This is a genomic window from Paracoccus sp. C2R09 (assembly GCF_018860625.1).
GTDB lineage: Bacteria > Pseudomonadota > Alphaproteobacteria > Rhodobacterales > Rhodobacteraceae > Paracoccus.
The window spans coordinates 42,011-65,287 of sequence record NZ_JAHKQB010000024.1 but is presented as its reverse complement, the minus strand read 5'-3'; the positions used below and the strand labels follow the sequence as shown (position 1 = coordinate 65,287).

Sequence of the window (23,277 nt, the reverse complement as noted above, 5' to 3'; positions counted from 1 at the left end):
ATGCTGGGACATGCCCTGTTTGCCAGCCCTCTGCGGATGCCTGCACTGATCCTGGGCGCCATCGTCGCGGCGGCCATGCCTGCGCAGGCGGAATACCGGATCGGGCAGGGTGAGACCCTGAGGATCGACATCTTTCGCGTCCCCGAGATGACCCGAGAGCTTGTGGTCGATATCGACGGGCGCATCGCATTCCCCCCCCTGGGGCAGGTCGAGGTGTCGGGCATGACCGCCCCCGAGGTCGCCGCGGATATCGAACGTCGTCTGGCCGGGTTGGAGATCATGCTGGACGCGCAGGTGACCGTGGGCGTCATCGCCGTCCGCCCCGTTGTCGTCGGCGGCGATGTGGGCAGTCCCGGCGCCGTGCCCTACGAGGGCGGGATGACCGTGCGGCATGCGATCGCCCTTGCCGGCGGCTTGGGAACACTGCGCCCGCAGATCGACGAGGTGATCCGTCTGCGCGGAGAACGCGACGCGGTGGCGGCCGAACTGCGCGACAGGCAGGCGGTCCTTGCGCGCGCCGAGGCGCAGCTGAACGGCGATGCCACGCCGGTGCTGCCGGATGTCCGGGGGCTTGGCGGGACCGGATCGGAACAGGTCCTTGCCTCGGTCCAGGCGCAGCTTGTCGCCGCGCGCGAAGAGGACGAGGCGCAGCGCGCCTATCTGCAGCGCGACCTGGGGATCGTGACCGAACGGATCGAGCAGCTGGTCCAGCAGGGCCGCCACGAACAGGCGCTGGTCGATCAGCAGTCCGCCGAGGTGGCGCGCTATGTCGATATGCAGGACCGTGGATTGACGCCGCAGACCCGCGTATCCGAGGAATACCGGACATTGGACACGCTGCGGGGGAACCGCGCGGAAACCGCCGCGCATATCGCCGACGTGCGACGTCAACGCGAAGCCGTCCTGCACGAGATCGACCGCTTCGACGCCCGCCGCGAGGCCGCGCTGCGCGAGGAGATCCGAGAAACGCAGGCATCCGTTGCGGTGCTTCGGGCGCGGTTCGAAGGCATTCGCGCGCAGCTTGCGCAGATGGGCAATGCGGGACGCGACATCGCGCAGGTGACGCTCTATCCTGCGGGTGGGGGCGCCCGCGAGCCGGTAGCCGCGGAAATGGACCGTCCGTTGCGGCCCGGCGACATGATCGAGGTGAACCTGCCGGACGCCCTTGCGCCCCTGATCCCGATATCGGGTGTCGGGGCTTCGCAGCAGGCGGCGGGCAGGGTGCAAGGAACCGAATGATGAACTATTCCAGCTTTCCGGCGGACGCGCCCACGACCAGGCCACGGGGGGCATTCACGCTGGCCGACGTGTTCGGCGCCATCCGGCGCAGCCCGCTGCTGGTCGTGACCCTGACCGTGCTGGGCGGCGCGGGGGCCTTCGGCGTCGCGAAGATGATGCCCGACAGCTACTCGGCGACGGCCAAGCTGATCTCGGATGCGGACAAGTCGGGCTTTGTCACCCTGGACGAGACACAGGCCACAACGGTCACCGACGATTCCGTGACGGCCACCATCGTCGAGACGATCTCGACGCCGGTGGCCATAGGGCATGCGTTGGACACCCTGTCGCCCGAACTGCGCGAGGAACTGACCGCCACGGTCGAGTTCCCGCCCGAGGCCGCCGATGACGAGGAACTTCGTCGCGCCATGCTGATCCGCCAGATCTCGCACAACCTGGATGTCAGCAACAGCGGACGTTCCTATGTCGTTCAGATCAGCTACAATTCTGAAAGCGCGGAGCTGTCGGCGGCGGTAGCGAATGCCGTGGCGGACGGGTATCTGCGCCTGCGATCGGACCTGCGGCTGGAACTCTATCGTCAGATGCTGGCCAATCTGGACGGAGAGATCGAGGAGCTGACGAACAACCTGCGCCAGGCCGAACGCCGTGCGCAGGCGACACGCGAAAGGGTGCGCCTGCAATCCATGCGCTTCGAGACGCTGACGGGGCAGAAGCAGGACGAGGCGATCGATACCAGCGCCGATATCTATGCCGAACAGCGCGAGGCCGAGCGCGAGGTCGAGGCCACGGCTGCGGTCTACGAGCGGATGCTTCTGGAACACCGACAGATCCAGAGCCGCATCGGATCGCCCGAACTGACCGTCCAGCTGTTCGCGCCCGCGGTCGTGCCGCTTGGACCATCGGGGTTCAATGCCAAGCCGGTGATCCTGGTGCTGGGCCTGGTGGCGGGTTTCCTGGCAGGGGCATCGCTTGCCATCCTGCGCGATGCATGGCGGCGGCGGCAGCGGGGGAATGCGTAAGATGAACCTGCCCAAGCTCTGCATCCTGATCCCGGTCTTTCGCGATCAGCACGGCCTGATCCGCACATTGGAGGTGCTGGCCGGGTTCGATGACCCGTTCGACATCGTGGTCGTCGATGACGGCTCGCCCCAGCCGATCCACTGCGACGCCCAGTATGGCGATCATCGTGTCACCCTGCACCGGCTGGACCGCAACCAGGGGATCGAACACGCGCTGAATGCGGGATTGGAACTGATCCTGGAACGCGGTCACGCCTTTGTCGGGCGTCTGGATTGTGGCGATCTTCCCCTGCCGGGCAGGTTTGCCCGCCAGTTGGATTTCCTGCAGGCGAACCCGAAAACCGGAATGGTGGGCACTTGGGCGCGCTGTGTCGACGATGATGGCAGATATCTGTTCACGCTGCGATTTCCGACCGATCACGGCGCGATCATGCGGTATCAGCGCTATGTCCCGGCGCTGCTGCATCCCACGATCATGATCCGGACCGAGGCGCTGCGCGAAATCGGGCTCTATTCCGACCGTTATCGCACGGCCGAGGATTACGATCTGTTCATCCGGATGGGGCAGCGCTGGCAGTTGGCCAACATCCCCGAGGTGCTGACCGAATACATCGTCAGCGATACCGGCACGACCGCGGCGAAGCGCAAGCGGAACCTGGTGTCCAGATTCCGCATCCAGCGCGACAACTTCGCCCCTGCCGATATCCACTCATGGGCGGGACTGGCCCGCACCGCGATCTTCATGGTCATTCCCTTCGACTGGCTAACGGCGATCAAGAAGAGGGCCTGGAAATAGTGAGGGCTGCGACCGGAACGCGGCCTGCCACCGCGACGCTGGTCATTGCGCTGGTCGTGGCCACGATCTTCAACGACATTCGACCGCTGCTGCCCGTGGGCGAGATGGCGAACGACGCCTTCGTCTATGTCCTTCCATTCGCCATGCTGTATTTCCTGGCGAGGCCGGGCAGTTTCGCGATCCCGAAGACATTCTTTCTTCTGACACTGGCGCTGCTTGCGGTAATCGTTCTGGGTGTCGCGGTGAATTTCGACCAGATCTCGACCGATTGGTACAAGGGCAGATCCGGGATGAGCCGCGTCATCACGCAATCCATGGCCGTCGCCCTGGGGCCGCTGGTCACGATGATGTTCTACAACTTCGCGATCCGGGGGGCGCTGCCGGTCGTCACGCGGGGTGCGATGATCGCGCTTGGCGTGATGGCGGTCACGGGGTTCTTCGAATTCGCATCCTGGTTGGGGCTTCCGGTCCTGAGCCAGGTCCACGGGGCCCTGTCAGCCCTGATCCACACGGGATCGGACAGCTTCTATCCCGAGCGGCTGCGGATGACGGCATTCGAAGCGTCCTGGGGGGCGGTCATGCTGACCTTCATTTTTCCCTTTGCCATGACGCGCGGGGGCAGGGGACGCGTCGCGCTGATCCTGGCCACTGTCGCGATCCTTGTGCTGCTGCTGCAGTCGCGGACCGGAATGCTGGTGATCGGCATCCAGTTCATGCTGTTCCTTGCGGGCTTCTTTCGGCATCGCAAGGACATCATCGTGCATATGACCACCGCCGCGGGGGTGCTTGCCCTGACGATGATGCTGATCCCGAGCGTGCAGTCCTCGGTCATGGAAAAGGGCAGCAACCTGGTGCGATACGGCAGCATGGACGGGTTGATCGACCCGACCCCGGGCGTGACCGAGAACGTGTCGAACGTCACCCGGCTGGCGGCCATCCGGGCCGGCATCTCGATGTTCGAGGAACGCCCGCTGCTGGGGGTCGGTCTGGGACAATACGGCTTCAACTATCCCTATCATATCCGCGCCGAGGATCTGCGCAGCTACGAGGTTCGTAGCTATTCGAGTTCGGCGGATGTCAGACTGGCCTGGCCGCCGGCCTATTCGTTGCATGTGCGACTGCTGGCGGAAACCGGGATCGCGGGATATCTGCTGTGGCTGGCGATGATCCTGCCGGTCCTGCTGGGCTGTCTATCCCGCGCGAACGGAGAGACATATTTCGGGCGCCTGAACCTGGCGGTCGCGATGACGCTGACCGGCTGGCTGATGCTGGGCGCCAGTATCGACAGCTTCCGTTTCTTCGGGGGGTGGATCGCCCTGGGTGTGGGGATCGCCCTCTGCCATGGCGGCAGACAGGATCGCGCGATCCGGAACGGGTGAACCGGGCTTAACGCCCGGTCTTGCGCAGCATCGCCATCGCCGTCATTCCGACGATCCGCATATCGGTCGAGAAACGCAGATTGCGTCCGTATTCGACATCCATGCGCACGCGTTCCTCGTAGGAAACGTCGTTGCGGCCCGTGGTCTGCCACATGCCGGTCAGACCCGGCCGCAGCTGCAGATACGCATCCGCATGTTCCCCATAGCGCGGAAGCTCGTCCATGACGATCGGGCGGGGGCCCACGATGCTCATGTCGCCACGCAGGACGTTCAGGATCTGGGGCAGCTCATCCAGGCTGGTCTTGCGCAGGAAATGCCCCAGGCGGGTGATCCGCGGGTCGTCGGTCAGCTTCTGCGTCTCGTCCCATTCGCGGCGGCGTTCGGGGCAGGCCTCGAGCAGTTCCGGCAGGATATCCTCGGCGCCCACGACCATCGTGCGCAGCTTCAGGCAGCCGAAGACCTTGCCGTTCTTGCCGACCCGACGATGGGAGAAAATCGGCTTTCGACGGTCGGACAAGAAAATGATTGTCGCCAGAACAAGCAATACAGTCAGAAATATGGGAAGCGCCGCGACGGAAATTCCCAGGTCCACCATTCGTTTGGCATGACGCGAGTAGATCTGGGTCGATTGGCCGCCCGCTTCGGTCAGGATGGCAGCTGAACCACTGTTCGGAAACAGGGAAAGCTCATCATATTTTTCCATCGCCATGGTACCCCAAAAGCTGTGCAGTCGTAAAAATGCGAAGAATTGAAAACAATTAACCAATATCAATCAGGTTGTTCAAACCTGAATAAAACAACCGACAGATGAAATGGACCAGTATCGCGCTTGGTTATACTGATATCATTGAGGAAAAGGCCGGAATCTGTTAATGGGGGCCACGGCCCTTCGGCGGTTTCATGCTCTTTCAATGCTGCAGATGCAGCATTTGGTGGCAAATAGCATGGATTTCCGATGGCTGCCCCCTGAGATAATGGTAGGGAAAACCGGACGCCTTACAGCAGGCAAATCGAATCGGACAAGATGATTAAACAAATCCTAATGTGTGAATGCTTGCTGAAAGATATGGGGAAACACATCGCCCATCGTCGGTCGCGCGCATGATGGCGCAAACGGGTGACCGAACGTCACCTGACCTTTTGCAGTTGCAGCAAAATACGTTCGAAAGCTGCCCGTGCAGGCTTCGGATGGCCTTGGGCATCGATCAGGCCGAACCAGTCCTCGCGATTTTGCGGATCGTCGCCCAGATCGCGATAGCTGTACCAGAAGAGTGCGTCGATCCATGGGGTACGCTGCGCCAAATCGGCCGCAGATCCCAACATGCGCGCCTGATCGTCATGCGAGGTGCCGCCGCCGCCGATATTGGTCGGAGCACCGTATTCCGTGACCCAGATCGGCTTGGACCCGTCCCCATTTGCCGCCATGATATCCCGGAGCGGGCCGCTCATCAGGCCCCAGCCGTTTTGCGGATCCGATGGATCGGGCAGGGCGGTCCCGGTATAGGGGTGAAAGCCGACGGCATCGAAGCTGCTGCCGGCGCCTTCGGCATAGATCGTTTCCAGGAAATCGAGCGCCGAAATCGCGGCAGGATCGCCATCCAGATCCGTGACCATCACAGCGGCCAGACCCCCAAGAAGCACGATCGCGCCAGGATCCGTGTCGCGGATCGCGGCTGCGGCCTCTTTCAACAGGGCGGCATAGGCCGAAGCATCGGGATGCGGGGGGAATGGGCCCTGCAGGTTCGGTTCGTTCCAGATTTCCCATACATGTATGTTCTGCGGCGCATAACGTTCAGCCGCCGCCTGCATGAAACGGCCGAAGGCCCGCGCGTCGCGTATTTTCCGGCCATCGGCGTCGGTGGTCCAGGCCCAGTCGGGCAAGGACCCGACAGCCGGCAGCACCTTCATGTCATGCATCCGCGCCATCGCGACGATGCGGTCCATGTCCCGCCAATCGTAACTGTCGGGACCCGCAGATTGGACCGACGCCCAGTTGAGGTCGGTTCGAAGCCAGCGCAGACCCAACTGGTGGTAATCCATGAACTCGGCCACCAGCGATGTGTGCGACTGCCAGCGCAGGGCGTCCAGCCCCACGGCAAGCCCCGCAATCGGTGCGCCGGTCTCGGCATCCTGATCGGGCAGCGCGGGTGTGCCCGACAGCAGGGCAGCCAGCGTCAATGCCGTAGGCAGGCGACGATACGCCTTGCGCCCAAGGGCCCGCATAGGATTACTGCAGGCATATCGCGCGAGGCTCAGAGCCGAGGGCCGTCCGCTATGGGGGGAAGTTGTTGCATGCATGGGATCCCCGCAGGGCCGCGAACCGGCCCGATGATTGGTTCCGAACAGACGATTTCCAGGTGCCGGGCGGCATCCGGTCGTCAGCTTGCCGCGGAACGGGAAGTTAAACAATGATGATGCTGGATACCGATGGTTAGAATATGGATCGCAGCCTCGACGGCAGACGCCGTCATCCGGCTTGCTGCTCAGATGATCAGCACGATCGTGGTTGCCCGAATATTGTCGCCTGCCGAATTCGGGCTTGCAGCCCTGGTGCTGGGGGTGAACACGATCATGGGCGCGTTCATCGGGCTGCCCTTCGAGGAATCTCTCAGCCAGCGGCGTCGCCTCAAGACCGCGCATCTTGAAACCGCGCTGTTTGCATCGATTATCCTGACGGTCGTCGCGATCGGCCTTTCGGTGGTGGTCGGTCCCCTGATCGAGCACTGGGCAAATGCGCCGGGCTTCGCGATCGCCCTCATCCTCTCCAGCCTGCTGCTGCTGTGGCAGGGGCCAGGGGCCGTGTCGAAGGCCGTCGCACGCAGGTCGCGCCGTTTCGTCGAGATTTCAGCCTGCCAGGGGCTCAGCACGGTGATCGCATCGGCGGTTTCGATCGCGACCGCAATGGCCGGTTGGGGGGTCTATTCGCTGATATTGCAGCGATTGCTGCCCAATGTCCTCTATCCGATCTTGTCGGTCCTGTTCCTGCATCATCGTCGGCAGCGCATCTGGATACCCGTGCGCTGGCACGGGGAACGCTTTCGCGAGATATTCCGCTTTTCTTGGCTGCACCTTGCCGATGTGGGTGTCACGTCAGCCGCGCCAGCGGTTCTCAGCTTCATGGTGAATGCGTTCTTCGGGGCCACGATACTGGGTCAACTGAACATCGCCCTGCGTATCGTGGACCCGCTGCGGATGGCGCTGATGGGGGTCGGGCACAACCTTGCATTCTCGGTGCTGGTGCGGCTGCAGGGCGACCCGCCGATGCTGGTCCGCAAGGCCGGTGATATCGCGGCGGGCGTTGCCGTGGTCGCGGTTCCCGCCTTTGTCGGCCTGGCGGCCAGCGCGCCGGTTCTTCTGCCGATGCTGGTCGGTCCGGGCTGGGACGAGGCCGTGTCGCTTGCGCAGATCCTGTGCGTCTCGGTCGGGATATCGCTGCCGCTGAGGTTCTACTATTCGTCCTATTCGGCGCTCGGGCGGCCCGAATACGGGCTGGTGGGCAGTATCATCGGGTTGGGTTCCATGGTGGCCGGGTTCCTGCTGGCCGCCTCGTTGGAAGGGCATATGGCGGCGCCGATCGCCTTCATGACCTACGAGATCAGCACGACGCTGGTGGCGCTTGGCTATGCCGGATGGGTCCTGCGGCGCATCCCTGCAGCCGCGCTGTTCCGAATTACCCGTATTTGGCTTGCCGCACTCGCTATGGCTGCATTTATTATCATTTTTTATTTTAGAGGTCAGAACGAGAACATTTCTTTGATTAATCTTTCGATGATCATTATTACTGGAATTGTCACGTACCCTCTCGCCCTATGCATAACGTGCAAATCCTGTTTTCAAGATTTAATAGCGTTGTTGCGCAAGCCCAGAGCATGATTGTCGATGATTACCTTTGTTGCCACGTACGAACATCAATATGCGATCCGGGACGTTCTTGAGACGCGTGACCACGCTTTGCACGGCCGGATCGTCATCATGGACTATGACGAGCTTGTCAGCTGGCGAAGGCTGCCGCGCACGACCTATGTCTTCGCGGATATCGAGCGTTTGACGGCAGCACAGCTGCCCGCCGTCATGAAACGTATCGACGCCCTGCGTCAGATCTGTCCCGAATGCCGGATGCTGAACCTGCCCGGGCAGATCGGAAGCAGACTGGATATCATGCGCCGCCTGCACGAGGCTGGCATCAACGATTTCCGCATGTTGCCCATCACCACCCCGGCGCACGAGTTCCGTTTCCCCGTATTCCTGCGTCGCTTGGACGATCACGACGGGCCGCGCTCGGACCTTATCGATTCCCCGGCCAAGCTGGAGGAGGCGATCGCCAAGCTTTCCCCCGAGGAGCGTTCGGGCGATCAGTTCACCGTGACCGAGTATGTCGATGCACGGAACGAGTGGGGCTTTCACGAAAAGCGGTCCTATATGCGCGTGCAGGACAGCTTGTTCCCCGCGGCGCTGGATCAGAGCAGGCAGTGGGTCTGCAAGGGTGAATACGACGATCCCGGGACGGTCCCCACGCCCGAGCGAGAGCTGGACTTCCTGCAGAGCGAAACCGACATGGCCGCGCTGCAGGCGGCCTTCGACGCTGCCGGCATCGAATACGGGCGCGCCGATTATGCCATGATCGGCGGTCGTTCGCAGGTGTTCGAGATCAATACCAACCCTTGGTTGGAGCCCCCCGAGAACGTGCCCGAGGCAGCGCGACGGGGGGCGGAACATATCGTGCAAGCTTGGTTGAAGGCGCTGGCCGCCCTGGAGAGTGCCGACGCGGCAGATCAGTTCAACTGGGTCGAAGTTCCGGACCGCGCCGGGCGATCCCGCCAAAGGGTCTCGCGCCGCGCCGCGATCCGGGCCTCGTTGACATATTCGCGGCAGCTGCACAACGAAACACGGGTCATGCGCCGGATGAGAGCGATCGGACTGATCTAAGCCGGACGGGGTCACGGGCATGGATAAGGGCTGATAGCTGGCAGCAGGTATCATGCTCGATATCGGTCCGGATCCGGCCTCGGTGATACCGGGCGGCGGGGGGCGGTATCAATTCGACCAAAACTTGGTCGGGTGGGTTTTGGCGACTGTGCGGTTCTTCTTTCAGCGCCTGATAATACCCTTGCGAACTTCAACTCTCGGTCCGTTTCGAACGTTCCGCTGTCGACAGGGCTGCGCATACTGGCCTGCGAAGGAGACCTATCTGGCTCGGTCGCTGAACCTGCGACTGTTAACCAAGGCCCATATGCGGGCTATGTACAGATCTGCCGCGGTTGCTGCATGATGCAATGATCGCATGTTTCGTTCCGGATGGGATCCATCGCTCCCCAAACCAAAGTAATATAATCCGGGTTATGGAACGAACGGCTTTCTAGGTAGCCGCACCATGCCAAGCGCATCGCCACCACACTCTCACCATACAGCATGCGAACTGCAGCATTCAGATCGGCGACCTGATGCGGACGGATCCGACTGCGCCAACGCAGCATGGCCCGATCATACGCGTCAGATTTCCCGACGGGTCAAGCATCGGTTCAACCGGTAATGCCGCAATCTGGCATTTCAGCCGCAAACGGCGACGGCGTTGGCTTGGTGGCGTTGCGCCAGCTTCTTCATCATCTTGCCCCTCGCGGGGATGAACCGCGCTGGCCTGGACGAGAATGCAGGATCGGCCAGCTCTGGGAACAGGGTGAACACCTCGCGCCGCGCTTCGGGCGTCAGGGATTTCACCGCTTCGGGGCCGGTGAACAGGCTCTCGCTCGCCGCGCCGTTGGCAAATACGATCTCGTGCTGCTCGAACAGCATGTGGAAATATTCGACCGAGGTTGCCGCCTCGTCGATGTCGATGCCATCGACCGTCAGCAGCTTGTTGGCCGGCACAAGCACCTCTTGCGCTCCGAACATCCGCATCGCGATGGCCGAGCGCACGAGGATCCGGTGCTGGGGCGAAACGGTCAGATCAGATGCCGGCAGCCCGTTGCCCAAGGCACCCGCCCTGATCCGGATGGGCAGAAGCTTGGGGTTCCGCGCGAAATCCAGCTTGTCCAGCCTTCGGCTGCCGATCCAGCGCAGCGGCTGGAAACCCCGGTCCATGGTCTTCACCAAATCGCCCGCCTCAAGCGCCTCGATGGCAAGCGGACCTTGATCGGTGTCGATCAGGCTGCCCCGCGCGAAGCAGACCACGCCGGTGGTCTCCAGGTTCAGCAGCGCCTCGATCGAGGCCGTATCGCTGCCGAGAATATTGCTGAAGGTGATCCCGCCGCCGCTGAAGGAACTGTTGTTGCTGTAATCGACAGTGCTGCTGTTCGACTGGTTCAGAACTCCATCGTCCGCGTAATCCTCGTGCAGCTCATCGATGTCGTCGTAGAACCCGGACAGATCCAGAAAATCGTTGTTGCTGTTGTCCCCATCGCCGAAGTCGCCCGTCGCGCCGCTGGCGTTGAAATCGGTGATCGTGTCGCTGCCGTCGCCCGCAGCATAGGAAAAGGTGTCGTTCCCCGTCCCGCCGGTAAGGGTATCGTTCCCGGTTCCGCCGGTGATCAGGTCGTCATCCGCCCCGCCGTCGATCGAGTCGTTATCCGCGCCGCCATCGAGCGTATCGTTGCCGGCATTGCCGATCAGCGTGTCGTTGCCGGCAAGACCCAGCAATTCGTTATCGAGCACGTTGCCGGTGATGGCATTGATGCCATCGCTGCCCCGAACATGTTCGAAGTTCGTGATCGTGCTGTAGAAATTGAGCCCCGAAGTGGTCCCGTCATCGTCGAGGGTGATATTCAGATCAAGGGACGGAAATGCGGTACTGCCCAGTGAAATGGTATCCTGTCCGTCCCCGCCGTCCAGCACATCGGTGCCGGTGGCAGGGGTGACATAGCCGACCTCGGCATAATCGTCGCCCGCCCCCAAACTGACGGAATCATTTCCAACATCGGTGCTTTGGGCGCGCCAGATATCGTTGCCGTCGCCACCCAGGACCGTGTCGTTCCCTGCCCCATCCAGGATCAGATCGTCACCATCGCCGCCGTTCATGATGTCGGCACCATCGCCGCCGATCAGGGTGTCGTTCCCGGCGCCTCCGATCAGGCTGTCGGCTCCTTCCCCCCCCGAGAGACTGTCATTGCCCTCGCCCCCATCGAGCGTGTCGGCGCCAGCCTGCCCGAGGAGAGTGTCATTGCCCGTGCCGCCCGTGACGCTGTCGTTACCGGAACCCGCGCTGATCGAGTCGTTCCCCGCCTTGCCGTCGATGACGTCATTGCCATTGGGACCGAAAAACCCACCAGCGTTCGTGATTTCGTCGCCGTCGCTGTCTTCGTAGCCGACCCCCATGATGTCATCACCATCGGTACCGTCCACGATGCCGGGGGTCGTGGTGGGCAATGACAGTGTATTCGTGGGGCTTACGTTGTAGGAATAGACCACCGTGGCCCCGAGAAGGGTCGGCAATCCCTCTGGCGCATAGACGTAGGTTGTGTCGGGATCCGAGGCCACGGTGAAGATCGCGATCGGCCTGGTGCCTGCAAGCCCCAGCACCGCCGACACCGTACCGGCCTGCTCGAAGATCAGCGCCTCTGTCGCGCCGCCATCGATTGACACTGTCGTCGTATCGCCTTGGGACAGCTCCCCGTTTGCATCCGTGATCGTTGCAGATACCGGCGAAAAGAACGGCGCGACGTCCAGCCCGAGCAGGCTGGCCACGCTTCCGTCATATGCATAAATCTGGCTTGTTGCGACCGTAACCATCTAAGCCTCCCCTTGTTTCTTGGATCCTGCGCGCGGCTTGCAGAGACCTGCAGCCGACGGCCCCTGCCGGGCGACCGTCAGCAGCGCTTCCATGTTCTGGCCGATGCAACGAGAGGGATTGAGTCACGGCACTTCACGCCGCATCCGGGCGGGGTCATGGGACATTTCATGTAAGAGGGAAGCTTGACGAACATCAGCGGGCACCAACCTGCGTTTCCGAAATCATCGACGGACTGCGGCCTGTCGACCAGTAAGAGATGCGCATAACATAGACTTTAATTCAAATTTAATTGCATAGCGCGCAAGTTATTCGCGTCAGGATTGATCTCGTCGGTATCCCATGGGCAGGAGCCGATGTGGCGCGTCTGACTGCCAAAGGCGCTGTCGCGCGTCTCGGTCAGGGCCCCGACAGCGTTTCGTAAGCAGGCCGAGGGGTTTCCGATGCGTAAGGACATCGCCGACTGGCCCGCCCAAGTTGTGACGCCAGTGCGGCTTGGTATCAAGCTTCTGCTTCGGCAGCTGGACAGGCCGGTCGGCAGGGCCAAGATCGAACTTATTCGTCTAGGGATGCGGCAGCCCGCCTCAAGGTCGACTCGCGCCACATTGCCGTGGAGCAGAACCGTTTCTAGCAGAGCGAATTTCGACAATCTGACGAAGAACAACCTGAGGAAGTAGCGCTGCATTTCAAACAACCTAAAATTAGTAATCAATAATTTTCGTGATGTTACATCGTAAGTTGGCGGTGAATAATTCTAGAACCACAACTAGAGGTATAGTTAATTTCTCGTTCCTCTCCCGATCCGACGGGGCCCATATTCTTCTGCGATCACGGCATGGTCATCATTTTGTTGTTAACCATGATTACCGGCGTCAATATCCGAATTGCAATGCATGCAACCCGCTTCGGTCAGGGCAGTCCTACCGAGGCGGGCGACGGATTTCATGACGACATCAGCCTTTTCCAAGGCGCCGAGTTCCGGAGATATCAGCCAATGAAACACCTGAGCCTGACAACCGCGATGTTCGCGATGCTGGCGGCAACGCCGCTTGCGGCGCAGAACAGGATCGACGGGCAATCGCCCGATGCCCCCGAACTTGCCGCCTATGGCGAATACACCGTGGGCGTGCGCCAGTTCGACGTGGTCAATCCGAACCAGATCGACATCAAGGCGATCGACGCGGCTTCGCCTTCGGCGCCATTGCCGACCTATGACCGGCCCCTGACATTCGAGATGTGGTATCCTGCGGCCACGGATTCCATCGGCGCGTCCTCGTTCAACACCTATCTACGCGACGGCATCACCGAGATCACGCTCGAGGGGCGCGCGATCCGCGATGCGACACCGCCCGCGGCTTCGCCTTCTTTCCCGCTGGTGATCCTGTCGCATGGCTATCCCGGCAACCGGTTCCTGATGTCCCACTTGGCCGAGAACCTCGCCTCGAAAGGCTATGTCGTCGCCTCGATCGATCACACGGATTCGACCTATAACGATCAGGGCGCTTTCGCCTCGACGCTGGTCAATCGTTCCCTCGATCAGAAATTCGTGCTGAACGAGATCGCGAAGATCAACGGCGACAGCAGCCAGGATCTGGCCGGGATGATCGATACCGACAATACGGCACTGATCGGGTATTCGATGGGCGGTTACGGCACGGTCGTCACTGCAGGCGGCGGCCTTAGCGAAGGCGCATTGGGCTTTGCGCCCGGCGGCGCGCTGGATATCCACGCCGAGGGAAGCGAAACGCATGATGCGCTGCCCGATCCGCGCATCAAGACCGCGGTGGCCATCGGCCCCTGGGGTATGAACTACAACCTGTGGGATGCCGCAGGGCTTGCCGGGATCGAGATTCCGATGCTGTTCATGGCCGGGTCCGACGATACCGTATCGGGTTACGAAAACGGGGTCCGCAAGATCTGGGAAGGCGCGACCAGCGTGGATCGCGCGCTGCTGACCTTCGATGGCGGCGGGCATAACACGGTCGCCCCGATCCCGGCCCCCGAGGAAAGCTATGCCGCGGGCGTGTCGAACCATTACACCGACGACGTCTGGGACACGGTGTTCATGAACAATGTCGGCCAGCACTTCATCACCGCATGGCTGAACAAGGAGCTCAAGGGTGAATCGGTGATGGACAAGTACCTGGAGCTGACGGCAAACGGCAGCGACGGGATCTGGTCCGTGGATGACGCGGGCAACTTCACCGGCGATCACACCTATTGGGCCGGCTTTGCCGAAGGGACCGCCAACGGCATCCGATACGAGACGCTGAGCGCGCAGCCGGCACCGGTTCCCCTGCCCGCCGCCGCCTGGATGCTGGTCCTGGCCATCGGGGGGCTTGGCGTGATGGGCAAGCGCCGGAACGCCTGACATGCACGATGATCGCAACGCCCCCGGGGGCGTTGCAGACCCTGCCCGCGATCGGTCTTGATATTTGGCATGCCAACGCACGTTTAAATTGTTAATGAATGTGTTGAATCCAGTTAAGGGATATATAGCCGCATAAAAAACGAGCACTCAAGAATTCGCCCCCTTGAATTGATCCGAAAACACGGTTCAGAATTAATTCCAGGCGCGCGTAATTGATTCCTGCTTTATCAAAGTTACATGCAACGCGTCTCGGATTTTGGATTTTTTTACCAGGTGGAATGTTACCAATGTTTCTGAAATTCGTACTGTTTGCCGCAACCCTCTCCTGCGCGGCGCTGCCCGTGTCCGCGCAGGAGGCCGTGCCGGCAGGCGTGGACCCCGACCAGGCGGGCCTGAAGATCCTATTCGACCTTGGAACTGCCGCGATCAGGGATGATCAGGTTGCGACCCTGGACCAGGCTTCGCGGTTATATCGCGATGGCAACCCGGTCGTGATGATCGTGACAGGCAGCGCCGATACGGTCGGGGACGCGTCGCAGAACCTCGACCTGTCGATCCGCCGGGCCCGTTCGGTGGCGGACGAGCTGGTCGCCAGGGGCATCCCGATCGAGCGGCTGCAGATCCTTGGCCGTGGAAACAGCGAGCTTCCCGTCCCCACACCCGATGGAGTCGCAAATGCGGACAATCGCACGGCTCTTATCAACTGGCGCTAGGATCCTCGGCAGCGTCCTGCTGATCTGCATTGCTGCCAATGGCACGATTGCCGCTGCACAACCCTATTCCTCGGGGCAGGAAGCCTATGCAAACCGCGATTGGGGCGCAGCCCGCGCCATCTGGACCGCCGAGGCGGCATCCGGTTCGGCTGAAGGACTGCTTGGACTGGGAAACCTGCTGGATTTCGGCCTGACAGGGCCGCCGGATCGAGAAGCGGCCTTCGAGATGTATCGCAAGGCGGCGCTTCTGGGTCATCCCGAGGCCGCATTCAACATGGCCGTGATGCTGGATTCGGGCATCGGCACGCCAGTGGACAAACGCGCCGCGGCGGGCTGGTATTCCATGGCGGCACTGGATGGTTTCGCAAGGGCAGAGTACAACCTTGGCCTGATCTTCCAATCCGGCGACGGCGTTCCTGCGAATGCGCGCGTGGCCTCGGCCTGGTTGCAACGCGCATCGAATGCGATCCCGTCTTCCGCCGATGCCTTGGCGGCATCGCCCCCCGCATCCGCAACCGAATTGGCGGCCCCGACGATCCTGCAGGTCCTGCTGCTTGGTGAAGGCGCGGCCCCATCTGCGCGCGTGGCATGGGCCTCGGGGCCAGGACCCGAGGGCAGCCGCTACCGGGTCGAAGTTGTGAACACTGCCACCGGGCACCTGATCGCAAGCGCCGAAGCCGAAACCACGGCAATCGCGATGCCCCTTCAAAGACGACCGCAGAGCGCTTGGGTTCGGGTTCTCCAGCTGACGGCGCGGGATTACGCCTCCTCGGACTGGGTGGACCTTGAGGGGCAGCCGGTGGTGAAGGGGCCCGGCCGGCGCGTGCGTTTTCAGGTCGGATCAGCCGACCGCAGGGCTGCGGGTTATGTGCAGCGCATGGGTTCGTCGCTGGAACGGTCGGGGATCGTGGTGTCCTATGACGATCGGGACCCGGATCAGGATGCCAGCGCCATCGTCTATGGTTTCGACAGCGATATGACATTTGCCACGGATATTGCGGGCTTCCTTCCCGGGCTGTCGGGCGGCAATGCGATGCAGCAGTCAGACGCCGGCATTTCCCCCGGCGAGGTCGTCGTCCGGATGATATTGGACAGCAGCGACGAAGCAGAGCCGATCGCCCTGGATCAGTCCGCAGGGTCCGACAGATAGACGAATATCCGACTTGGCGGTTGGCCGGGCAGCAAGCCGCGAAGATCGACAAGATCGGCATTCAATGCCCCCGCCAGGGCCGTCGCGGCGCCCATATCCTGGGCGTTGTAATATTCGACGCTGGATCTGGCGATGCTGAAATTGGTCGCGCGCAATTCGTAATCCGCATCGACCATGCCGCGCAGGACATCGTCGCTACCATTCTTCGCGACCACGACAAGGTCCAGATCGGCGGGCAAGGCAAGCTGCGCGATGGCAGCGGTTCGGTCGACTGGTTCGTGGACTTGCCATGGAAGCAGCACGACCGCCCATCCCACCGATACCGCAGCAATGCCGACCGCAGCGTATCGCAGGCCGCGTTTGGGAAGCCGTTGGAACCATGGCCGATCAGGGCGGGCGGTCGCCGCATCCTGTGAACACGTCGCATCAGGCGGCTCCGCCTTGGTGATTTCGGGACCGAGCGGGGCAGTGTCGGAAACCACGGCCTGCACATCCGGCGTTTCCCGTTCCGCCAGCAGCTTCTCCCGGGCAGTCCGTGCGGCCTTCAGCTTGCTTTCGAATGACAGTTCACCCGAGGGAGAAGACCTCTTCGGGGCGTGCGGGCGATTGGGCGCGGCAGGGTTACCCGCCGCGCGCTCTCTTTCGGCAAGCACTTTCGCGCGTTGCGCGCGGGCCTGCTTCAATCGCTCTTCCCAATCGGCCTGATCGGGCAGCGGGCTGTTCGCCGCCTTGTCCGGTTCCTGCCCTGTCATGCCTTGTCCCCCGCCCATCGGAATCTTGCCGTTCTTGGACAGCCGACGCATGAACGGCAAGCGAAAACAGCCATGCGCAGGGGCATGGTCTGCCCCTGACCGCATCGGCGTGCCGGCGACCGGACCGCGTGGAAGCCTCAGGCCATGTCGCGCGCCAACACGCGAATGCGGCTGTCCCATTCCCCGCGATCGACATAGCAGCCGTGCAGGTGGCGGAACCCGGTCGCGGGATCGAATGCCTCGCGGCCATGCATGACGCGGCGATTGTCGAAGACCACCATCTCACCCGCGCCCAGCCGCAGTGCGATCCCGTAGGCCGGGTCGCGCGTCATCTGCATGAACATCCGATAGGCACGGTAGAACCCTGGCATCGTGGCCGCGTCGATATCGAGGATGTCCGCCAGATGCGCATTGAAGCAGACTTCGGAGATATGGCCCCGTCCGTCCAGCGTGATCACCGCCTTGCGCGACCGGATGTCGGTATCGCGGTCCTGGAAACGGAAGGGCACGGTCACGCGCGACAGGATCTCGAACGCCTCGGGGTCGCGGCCCTGCAGATCGCGCGCCACGGCCAGCCCGTCGCAGAAGGTCGAGCCGCCGCCCTCTGCCTCGTTCGCAAGGCAGTGCAGGAACTGGTAGCCGGGCGGAAGCTCCTGATTGGTCAGGTCGGTATGCAGCGGCAACGCGTCCGAGGTATAGGCCAGGTTGTTGGGATCGGGTTTCGACATCACCTCGAATGTCAGGCCGAAATTCGTCTCGCGCAGATGGCCCACGCGACGGGCGACCTCGATCCCCGCATCGGTCGTGTCGGCCAGCCCCGTGACGATGGACAAGCCATAGCGGCGGGTATCGACCAGCCAATCCGCAAGACCGGCATCCGAGCCTGTGATCGCCGCCGCCTCGTGGCGCGGCACGCCCTGCGCCCCCAGATCCGCCCGCCATGCCAGCAGCGGGATATCGGCCGGATCGTGGCGCGGACTGCCCGGGCGGTTGGCCCTGATCCAGTCCAGCGCGAAGCTGCTGGGCGTTTCCGCGCCCGGCCATGTCAGCTGCAGCCTGTCGCCCTGGATGGTGGCATGGGTCGGCGCGATATCAAGCGGGACGGCGGTCAGGTCGAAGGTCCGCTCGCCCGTCTGGGGGTGGAAGCCCGCCGGATCGGTATCGCGCAGCCAGATATAGGGGAATATCCCGCAGGTGCCGTCGGCCCAACGAATCTCGAGGCCCTCGGCCCCGGTGGCAAGGGTGGTTGTCATGTGTATCTCCGAAGAATGAGTTCAGGAATGCCGGATCGGGCCACCCGCGGGGGGTGGCCACCATTCCTGAGCCTTCGCATGCGGATGGCCCGGCGTTCTTCCCAGCACGGTGCACATGGACTGCCGCATCTCCTTCTTCGGACGAAGGAAATCACGAATGGGGATGGTTCGGCAAGCTGCTGTCGCCTGCGGCGCGCGCAGAAACGTGAACGGCAACGATCCCCGTTCATGCTTGGCAGGTGGGCCCGGATGCCCGATCCTGTTTTCCAGACGCTTCGGAATGACATGATGTCCAAGGGGGTCCGCGATGATGCATACCAGACCTGTGACGCGCCGAGGGCTTATCGCCGCAGCGGCCGGGCTTGCCGTGACGACATGGATCGTTCCTGCACGGGCGCAGGGCCTTGCGCCGACGCCCAGCATGCGGGGCGGATCGAACAATTACATTCCCGGGGCACCCATCCTGCAGCGGATTGGCGGAGGTGGGTTCACGATGACAGGGACCGTCCGCCGCGCGGGTGACGGGGCAGCACTTCCGAACCAGCGGATCCAGATCTGGGCGCATACGACCGAGGGGCATGAGCGCGACCCCGCAAGCCACGGGGCGACGCTGACCGATGCGAATGGCCGTTTCACCATGGACATGCCGCAGATCGTGCCTGCGTTCGGTCAGCCGCACGGGCATCTGGCCTATGACAGCGGCGACTTTCAGACGGTGTTCCTTCGTCCCGTGATGCGCAGCGCGGATGCGACCGGGCTTCACGCCGATTTCGTGCTGGTTCCCGCCTGATCCGCCGGGCTGCCCGGATCGCTTTGGCGCTTCTGATGATCGCGCCTATCGTGGCGGCTGCGTTCAGCCCGCTTCTGACCTGGCGAGGTCCTGTTTATCAGATGGCGGGCTTTGCGGGTATCGCGGCGCTGGCGCTGATGCTTCCGCAGCCTTTGCTTACAGCCGCCCCGCGCATTCTTGGGATCGACCCGGCGCGGGGGCGGCGGATGCACCGGCTTGTCGGTCCCGCCCTGGTCGCTGCGGTGCTGTTGCATGTTGCGGGGCTGTGGGTGACCAGCCCTCCGGACGTGATCGACGTGCTGTTGTTCCGATCGCCGACGCCGTTCTCGCTTTGGGGAATGATTGGGCTGTGCGCGATCCTGGCGGCGGCGGTCCTGACACCGCGCCTGCGGGTGGCTACCTTGCGCATCCGGCGCATGATCCATCGCGGGCTGACCCTTTTCGCAGCACCTTCGGCTGTTGCCCATACCATCCTGATCGAAGGCACGATGGAGCCGGTCACCAAGATCGCCCTGAGTATCGCGGTGATCGCGGCGACCGCCCTGACCTTACGACCCCTTCGTTAGGTGGTCATCACGACGACGGCCATCACCCCCCGAAGGCGGCCCACAGGCCCATGCCGCCGACCAGCGCCGCCCCGAGGAAGCCCAGCACCATCAGCAGTCCGTCGCGATAGAGCAGCGCAAGCCCGAAGACGGCGACCACCAGCATGGGTCCCGCCGCCGCGAAAGGCAGCAGCTCCAGCGGCGGAACCGCCAGAAGCAGCGCAAGGATGACCACGCAGGCGGCCTTGCGCGCACCCTGCCCCGCCATCCACGCCAGCCGATCGTGCAGCGTTGCATCGATACGCTGCGACAATGGTTTCAGCCAACCGATCGAATTCTGCACCTTGTCGGCATCCAGCGTGCGTCGGCGCAGCCAGTCCGGCGCCCAGAAATGGTCATGGCCCAGCAGCAATCGCACAGTCAGAATGGCCAGAATCAGCGCCAGCGCCGTGGGAAAGCCCGGGATCCCGGCGATCGGGCTGATCCCGACCAGTGGCAGCACCGCCAAGGCCGGGCCATAACCCCGTGCATCCAGGGCGTCGATCAGTTGCCCGACCCGGACCGTATCATTACCCTGCCGGGCCGCATCCGCAAGTTCGTCCGCGATATCCGTAAGTTGGCCATTTTTTGTCATGCCCGCGCACCCCCTTTATTCAAGGAACGCGATGCATGCAGCCCCGTTCCCCGGGAATGCGTCGGCGGGCCGGGCGATCAGATGGACCAGGTGAAGCCGGTATCCGCCTCGGATCGATCCCAGAGACGGACCATGACAGGTTTGTCATGGGCATGGGGTTCCAGCGTCCCGCGCCCGACCGGGCCGACGAACTCCATTCGTCCCGTCGGACCATACAGCGCGCGGGGTTCCAGCCCGTCCTCGGTCGCGCACATCACCTCGGGGAATGCGCCGCGCTCGGCGCTCTGGACCATCGGCGATTTGGTCATCAACCACCAAACTAGACGCGTCAGACGCCCGCCGCTGGTGCTGATCAGCGAGGTGGCGGACGAGCCGGGGTGACAGACGAGGACCTCGACATTGCGACCGGACGCCCCGATCCGGTCCTGCAGTTCATAGGCGAACATCATCTGCGCCAGCTTGCTTTGGCTGTAGGCCGTGTTCGCCCCGTAACCGCGTTCCCAGTGCATGTCGTCGAAGCGGATCGTGCGCAGGCCCATCCGGTATCCGAGACTTGCGACCACGACGATGCGCCCCATCGACGCGTCGATCCTGTCGAACAGCATCCCGCAAAGAACGAAATGCCCGTAATGGTTGGTGCCAAGCTGGCTCTCGAACCCATCCTTGGTCAGGCTGCGCGCGGGCACCTGGGCGATCGCCGCGTTGCAGATCAGTGCGTCGATCTGCGGCAGCATCTCCAGCAGCTCTGTCGCCGCCTGCCTGACGCTTCCAAGCTCTGCAAGGTCCATGCGAATGAAATCGACCTGTGCCTGCGGACCGAACTCGGCCTTCAGTTCGTCGATGGCCGCGCCCGAGCGTTCTGCGCTGCGGTTCAGCATCACGACCCGCGCGCCTTTCGACAGCAGGATGCGCGTGGCCTGAAACCCGGCCCCCGCATTCGCGCCGGTGATGACATAGGTCTTGCCGGCAAGCGAGCCGATCCTGTCCGGGGTCCAGCCACCGGGGCCGAATTGCATCTTCGTCATTATCGTCTCTCTCTTGTCCATCAAGCCGGCCGCTCGGGTCGCGACCGCGGTAATTGCTGCTTGGCGCCGCTTAGCCGGGTATACTGCCAGGCAGGCTTTGCCCGCGTCGGGAGATCGGCAGGTCATGCGGGGATCGCGGCGCCAGTGCGGTGCACCTGTCGACGATGCCGTCGTTTCCGTCGCGATACAGCGGCGATGCCGCCAGAGCGCAGATCGCCGGGGTCCTGAATTTCATGGTCATGTCCTATGGCCTCGACAACGCTCTGATGGTAAACCGTGGTGTTTACATAAGGCATCCGAAAGCATCGTGTAAACCCGTTTGTTTACATTCTGACGCCCGAACCAGCGAGATCCGATGAAACTTACTGAGGTAAAAAGAAAAGATATCCTGGACGCTGCCATCCGCGAGTTTCAGGAACAGGGTTTCGCTGCGGCAAGGGTCAACCGGATCGCCGAGATGGCAGAAGTGTCGAAGCGCACGCTCTACAAGCATTTCGAGAGCAAGGAGCTTCTGTTCAGCGCGATCACCGACATCCTGCTGGACCAGATGGCCGCGATGCCCAGCCTGCATCACGACCCCACCCGCCCCGTTCGCGACCAACTGGTCCAAGCACTGCGCGACTACGTCACCCATCTGACAGGGGATCGCTACATGGCCCTCAATCGGCTGGTTCTGTCAGAGTTTCTGCGCGATCAGGGCCTTGCCCGGGCGTTCTTCGAACGGGCCGCGCTGCAGGACGCCCCGATCGCGCGCCTGATCGACGAGGCGATGCAGGCAGGCGCGCTGCGCCGGGCCGATGCGCCATTCGCGGCGAACCAGCTTCTGTCGATGGTGAAACATTTCCTCGTCTGGCCACGGTTCCTGATGGGGGCCGAACCGGATGGGGACGCGGATGCTGTGATCGCCGATTGCGTGGAGATGTTCATGGGCCGCTATGGCAGCGGTTGACGCGGCACGGGGTCAGGGTTCGCAGCATGCCGCCCCTAGCCCAGCCAGATCGTCGGTATCGACTGGCTATCGAAACGTGGGCAGATGCTGAAACGCCGTACGGGCCGGGTTCCCGCAGCAGCAAGATCCCGACCCGCAGCTGTCACATGGTTCAGATGGTTCCGCCCAGGCTTTCTTCAAGCGCGACCAGCTCCTGACCGCCAGCCATCATGTCCTGCAATGCCTCGGGCGTGATCTCACCGCGCATCGCGGTCCCGAGGGTCTGGCCCCGGTTCAGCACCGTGAAGCGATCGCCAACCGCCATGGCATGTCGCACGTTATGCGTGATGAACACCACCGCGATGCCCTGCTTGCGCACCTTGTCGATCGTCGCCAGCACATTGGCCGTCTGCCGCACACCAAGCGCGCTTGTCGGCTCGTCCAGGATCAGCACCTTCGCCCCGAAATGCACCGCGCGGGCGATCGCGACCGTCTGGCGTTCGCCCCCGGACAGGGTTCCGACGGCCTGATCGGGGCTGCGCAGGTTGATGCCCATCTTGCGCATCTCCTCCATCGTCACGCGATTGGCACGTTCGTGATCGAAGAAGCGGAACGGGCCGACCTTGCGCTCGGGCTCGTTGCCCATGAAGAAGTTGCGGCTGACCGACATCAGCGGGATCATCGCCAAGTGCTGGTGAACGGTCGCGATCCCCGCGGCGATGGCATCGCGCGGATCGTTGAAATGCATCGGCTCGCCTTCGAACAGGATCTGGCCATGGGTGGGTTTGTGAACCCCGGACATCGTCTTGATGAAGGTCGATTTGCCCGCGCCGTTATCGCCCAGCAGGCAATGGCATTCGCCCGGAAAGATGTCGACCGAAACGCCTGCCAGCGCGATGACGCTGCCGAAATGCTTCTCGATGCCGGCCATCTGGATGATCGGTGTCGTGGATCTGGTCATGA

21 protein-coding genes are annotated in these 23,277 nt (G+C 62.7%); 12 read left to right on the top strand and 9 right to left on the bottom strand.

Annotation, left to right across the window (positions count from 1 at the left end; all coding sequences use genetic code 11):
- From KO490_RS09645 to KO490_RS16665, 4 genes are read left to right on the top strand one after another with little or no spacing between them, the layout of a single operon-like run.
- Nucleotides 1–1,239, top strand: coding sequence for a polysaccharide biosynthesis/export family protein (locus KO490_RS09645; RefSeq protein WP_216019212.1), 1,239 nt, complete (start codon nt 1–3; stop codon nt 1,237–1,239).
- Complete coding sequence (locus KO490_RS09640) at nt 1,236–2,258, top strand: hypothetical protein (RefSeq protein WP_216019211.1); 1,023 nt, start codon at nt 1,236–1,238, stop codon at nt 2,256–2,258. The genes KO490_RS09645 and KO490_RS09640 overlap by 4 nt, the downstream gene beginning before the upstream one ends.
- Nucleotide 2,259: 1 nt before the next feature.
- On the top strand, nt 2,260–3,054 hold the full coding sequence (locus KO490_RS09635) for a glycosyltransferase (protein ID WP_216019210.1): 795 nt from the start codon (nt 2,260–2,262) through the stop codon (nt 3,052–3,054).
- Complete coding sequence (locus KO490_RS16665; protein ID WP_216019209.1) at nt 3,054–4,433, top strand: O-antigen ligase; 1,380 nt, start codon at nt 3,054–3,056, stop codon at nt 4,431–4,433. Before KO490_RS09635 ends, KO490_RS16665 begins: the two co-directional genes overlap by 1 nt.
- Before the next feature lie 7 nt (nt 4,434–4,440).
- Here the strand turns inward: KO490_RS16665 and KO490_RS09625 are convergent, their stop codons facing one another.
- Together KO490_RS09625 and KO490_RS09620 are read right to left on the bottom strand one after the other, a co-directional pair.
- Nucleotides 4,441–5,028: a sugar transferase gene (locus KO490_RS09625; RefSeq protein WP_252727116.1), complete on the bottom strand. Its 588-nt coding sequence runs from the start codon at nt 5,026–5,028 to the stop codon at nt 4,441–4,443.
- Between the two features lie 533 nt (nt 5,029–5,561).
- A complete protein-coding gene (locus KO490_RS09620) occupies nt 5,562–6,473 on the bottom strand; it encodes a cellulase family glycosylhydrolase (RefSeq protein WP_252727115.1) in 912 nt (303 codons plus the stop codon).
- Between the two features lie 447 nt (nt 6,474–6,920).
- Between KO490_RS09620 and KO490_RS09615 the strand changes: the two genes are divergently transcribed.
- Together KO490_RS09615 and KO490_RS09610 are read left to right on the top strand one after the other, a co-directional pair.
- The gene (locus KO490_RS09615; protein ID WP_216019206.1) at nt 6,921–8,306 is read left to right on the top strand and encodes an oligosaccharide flippase family protein; all 1,386 of its coding nucleotides are present in this window, start codon (nt 6,921–6,923) and stop codon (nt 8,304–8,306) included.
- A gap of 99 nt (nt 8,307–8,405) precedes the next feature.
- Nucleotides 8,406–9,359, top strand: coding sequence for a hypothetical protein (locus tag KO490_RS09610; RefSeq protein WP_216019205.1), 954 nt, complete (start codon nt 8,406–8,408; stop codon nt 9,357–9,359).
- A gap of 621 nt (nt 9,360–9,980) precedes the next feature.
- Here KO490_RS09610 and KO490_RS09605 read toward each other — a convergent pair.
- Complete coding sequence (locus KO490_RS09605; RefSeq protein WP_216019204.1) at nt 9,981–12,110, bottom strand: Hint domain-containing protein; 2,130 nt, start codon at nt 12,108–12,110, stop codon at nt 9,981–9,983.
- A 1,037-nt stretch (nt 12,111–13,147) separates the two neighbouring features.
- Here KO490_RS09605 and KO490_RS09600 point away from each other — a divergent pair.
- The 3 genes from KO490_RS09600 to KO490_RS09590 all read left to right on the top strand — a co-directional run bounded on the left by KO490_RS09600 (nt 13,148) and on the right by KO490_RS09590 (nt 16,387).
- Complete coding sequence (locus KO490_RS09600) at nt 13,148–14,524, top strand: VPLPA-CTERM sorting domain-containing protein (protein WP_216019203.1); 1,377 nt, start codon at nt 13,148–13,150, stop codon at nt 14,522–14,524.
- Nucleotides 14,525–14,811: 287 nt separating this feature from the next.
- Nucleotides 14,812–15,237 (top strand): OmpA family protein, encoded by a 426-nt coding sequence (locus KO490_RS09595; RefSeq protein WP_216019202.1) that lies wholly within the window; start codon nt 14,812–14,814, stop codon nt 15,235–15,237.
- A complete protein-coding gene (locus tag KO490_RS09590; protein ID WP_216019201.1) occupies nt 15,200–16,387 on the top strand; it encodes a tetratricopeptide repeat protein in 1,188 nt (395 codons plus the stop codon). Before KO490_RS09595 ends, KO490_RS09590 begins: the two co-directional genes overlap by 38 nt.
- Here the strand turns inward: KO490_RS09590 and KO490_RS09585 are convergent.
- Together KO490_RS09585 and KO490_RS09580 are read right to left on the bottom strand one after the other, a co-directional pair.
- Nucleotides 16,363–17,139 carry a hypothetical protein gene (locus KO490_RS09585; RefSeq protein ID WP_216019200.1) on the bottom strand — a complete coding sequence of 259 codons (777 nt, stop codon included), beginning with the start codon at nt 17,137–17,139 and terminating at the stop codon, nt 16,363–16,365. The two genes, KO490_RS09590 and KO490_RS09585, sit on opposite strands and share 25 nt — an antisense overlap.
- A 137-nt stretch (nt 17,140–17,276) precedes the next feature.
- On the bottom strand, nt 17,277–18,392 hold the full coding sequence (locus KO490_RS09580) for a TauD/TfdA family dioxygenase (RefSeq protein WP_216019199.1): 1,116 nt from the start codon (nt 18,390–18,392) through the stop codon (nt 17,277–17,279).
- A 310-nt stretch (nt 18,393–18,702) separates the two neighbouring features.
- Here KO490_RS09580 and KO490_RS09575 point away from each other — a divergent pair, with 310 nt between their 5' ends.
- Nucleotides 18,703–19,182, top strand: coding sequence for a twin-arginine translocation pathway signal (locus KO490_RS09575; protein ID WP_216019295.1), 480 nt, complete (start codon nt 18,703–18,705; stop codon nt 19,180–19,182).
- A gap of 23 nt (nt 19,183–19,205) precedes the next feature.
- On the top strand, nt 19,206–19,748 hold the full coding sequence (locus KO490_RS09570; protein WP_252727103.1) for a ferric reductase-like transmembrane domain-containing protein: 543 nt from the start codon (nt 19,206–19,208) through the stop codon (nt 19,746–19,748).
- 22 nt (nt 19,749–19,770) lie between these two features.
- Here the strand turns inward: KO490_RS09570 and KO490_RS09565 are convergent, their stop codons facing one another.
- From KO490_RS09565 to KO490_RS09555, 3 genes are all read right to left on the bottom strand, one after another.
- On the bottom strand, nt 19,771–20,361 hold the full coding sequence (locus tag KO490_RS09565; RefSeq protein ID WP_216019198.1) for an exopolysaccharide biosynthesis protein: 591 nt from the start codon (nt 20,359–20,361) through the stop codon (nt 19,771–19,773).
- 77 nt (nt 20,362–20,438) lie between these two features.
- Nucleotides 20,439–21,386, bottom strand: a complete 948-nt coding sequence (locus tag KO490_RS09560) for an SDR family oxidoreductase (protein ID WP_216019197.1) — start codon at nt 21,384–21,386, stop codon at nt 20,439–20,441.
- A gap of 70 nt (nt 21,387–21,456) precedes the next feature.
- Complete coding sequence (locus KO490_RS09555; RefSeq protein ID WP_216019196.1) at nt 21,457–21,627, bottom strand: hypothetical protein; 171 nt, start codon at nt 21,625–21,627, stop codon at nt 21,457–21,459.
- Nucleotides 21,628–21,741: 114 nt separating this feature from the next.
- Here KO490_RS09555 and KO490_RS09550 point away from each other — a divergent pair, with 114 nt between their 5' ends.
- Complete coding sequence (locus KO490_RS09550; protein ID WP_216019195.1) at nt 21,742–22,335, top strand: TetR/AcrR family transcriptional regulator; 594 nt, start codon at nt 21,742–21,744, stop codon at nt 22,333–22,335.
- Nucleotides 22,336–22,486: 151 nt separating this feature from the next.
- Here the strand turns inward: KO490_RS09550 and KO490_RS09545 are convergent, their stop codons facing one another.
- Nucleotides 22,487–23,275: an ATP-binding cassette domain-containing protein gene (locus tag KO490_RS09545; RefSeq protein ID WP_216019194.1), complete on the bottom strand. Its 789-nt coding sequence runs from the start codon at nt 23,273–23,275 to the stop codon at nt 22,487–22,489.
- Nucleotides 23,276–23,277: the final 2 nt, after the last annotated feature.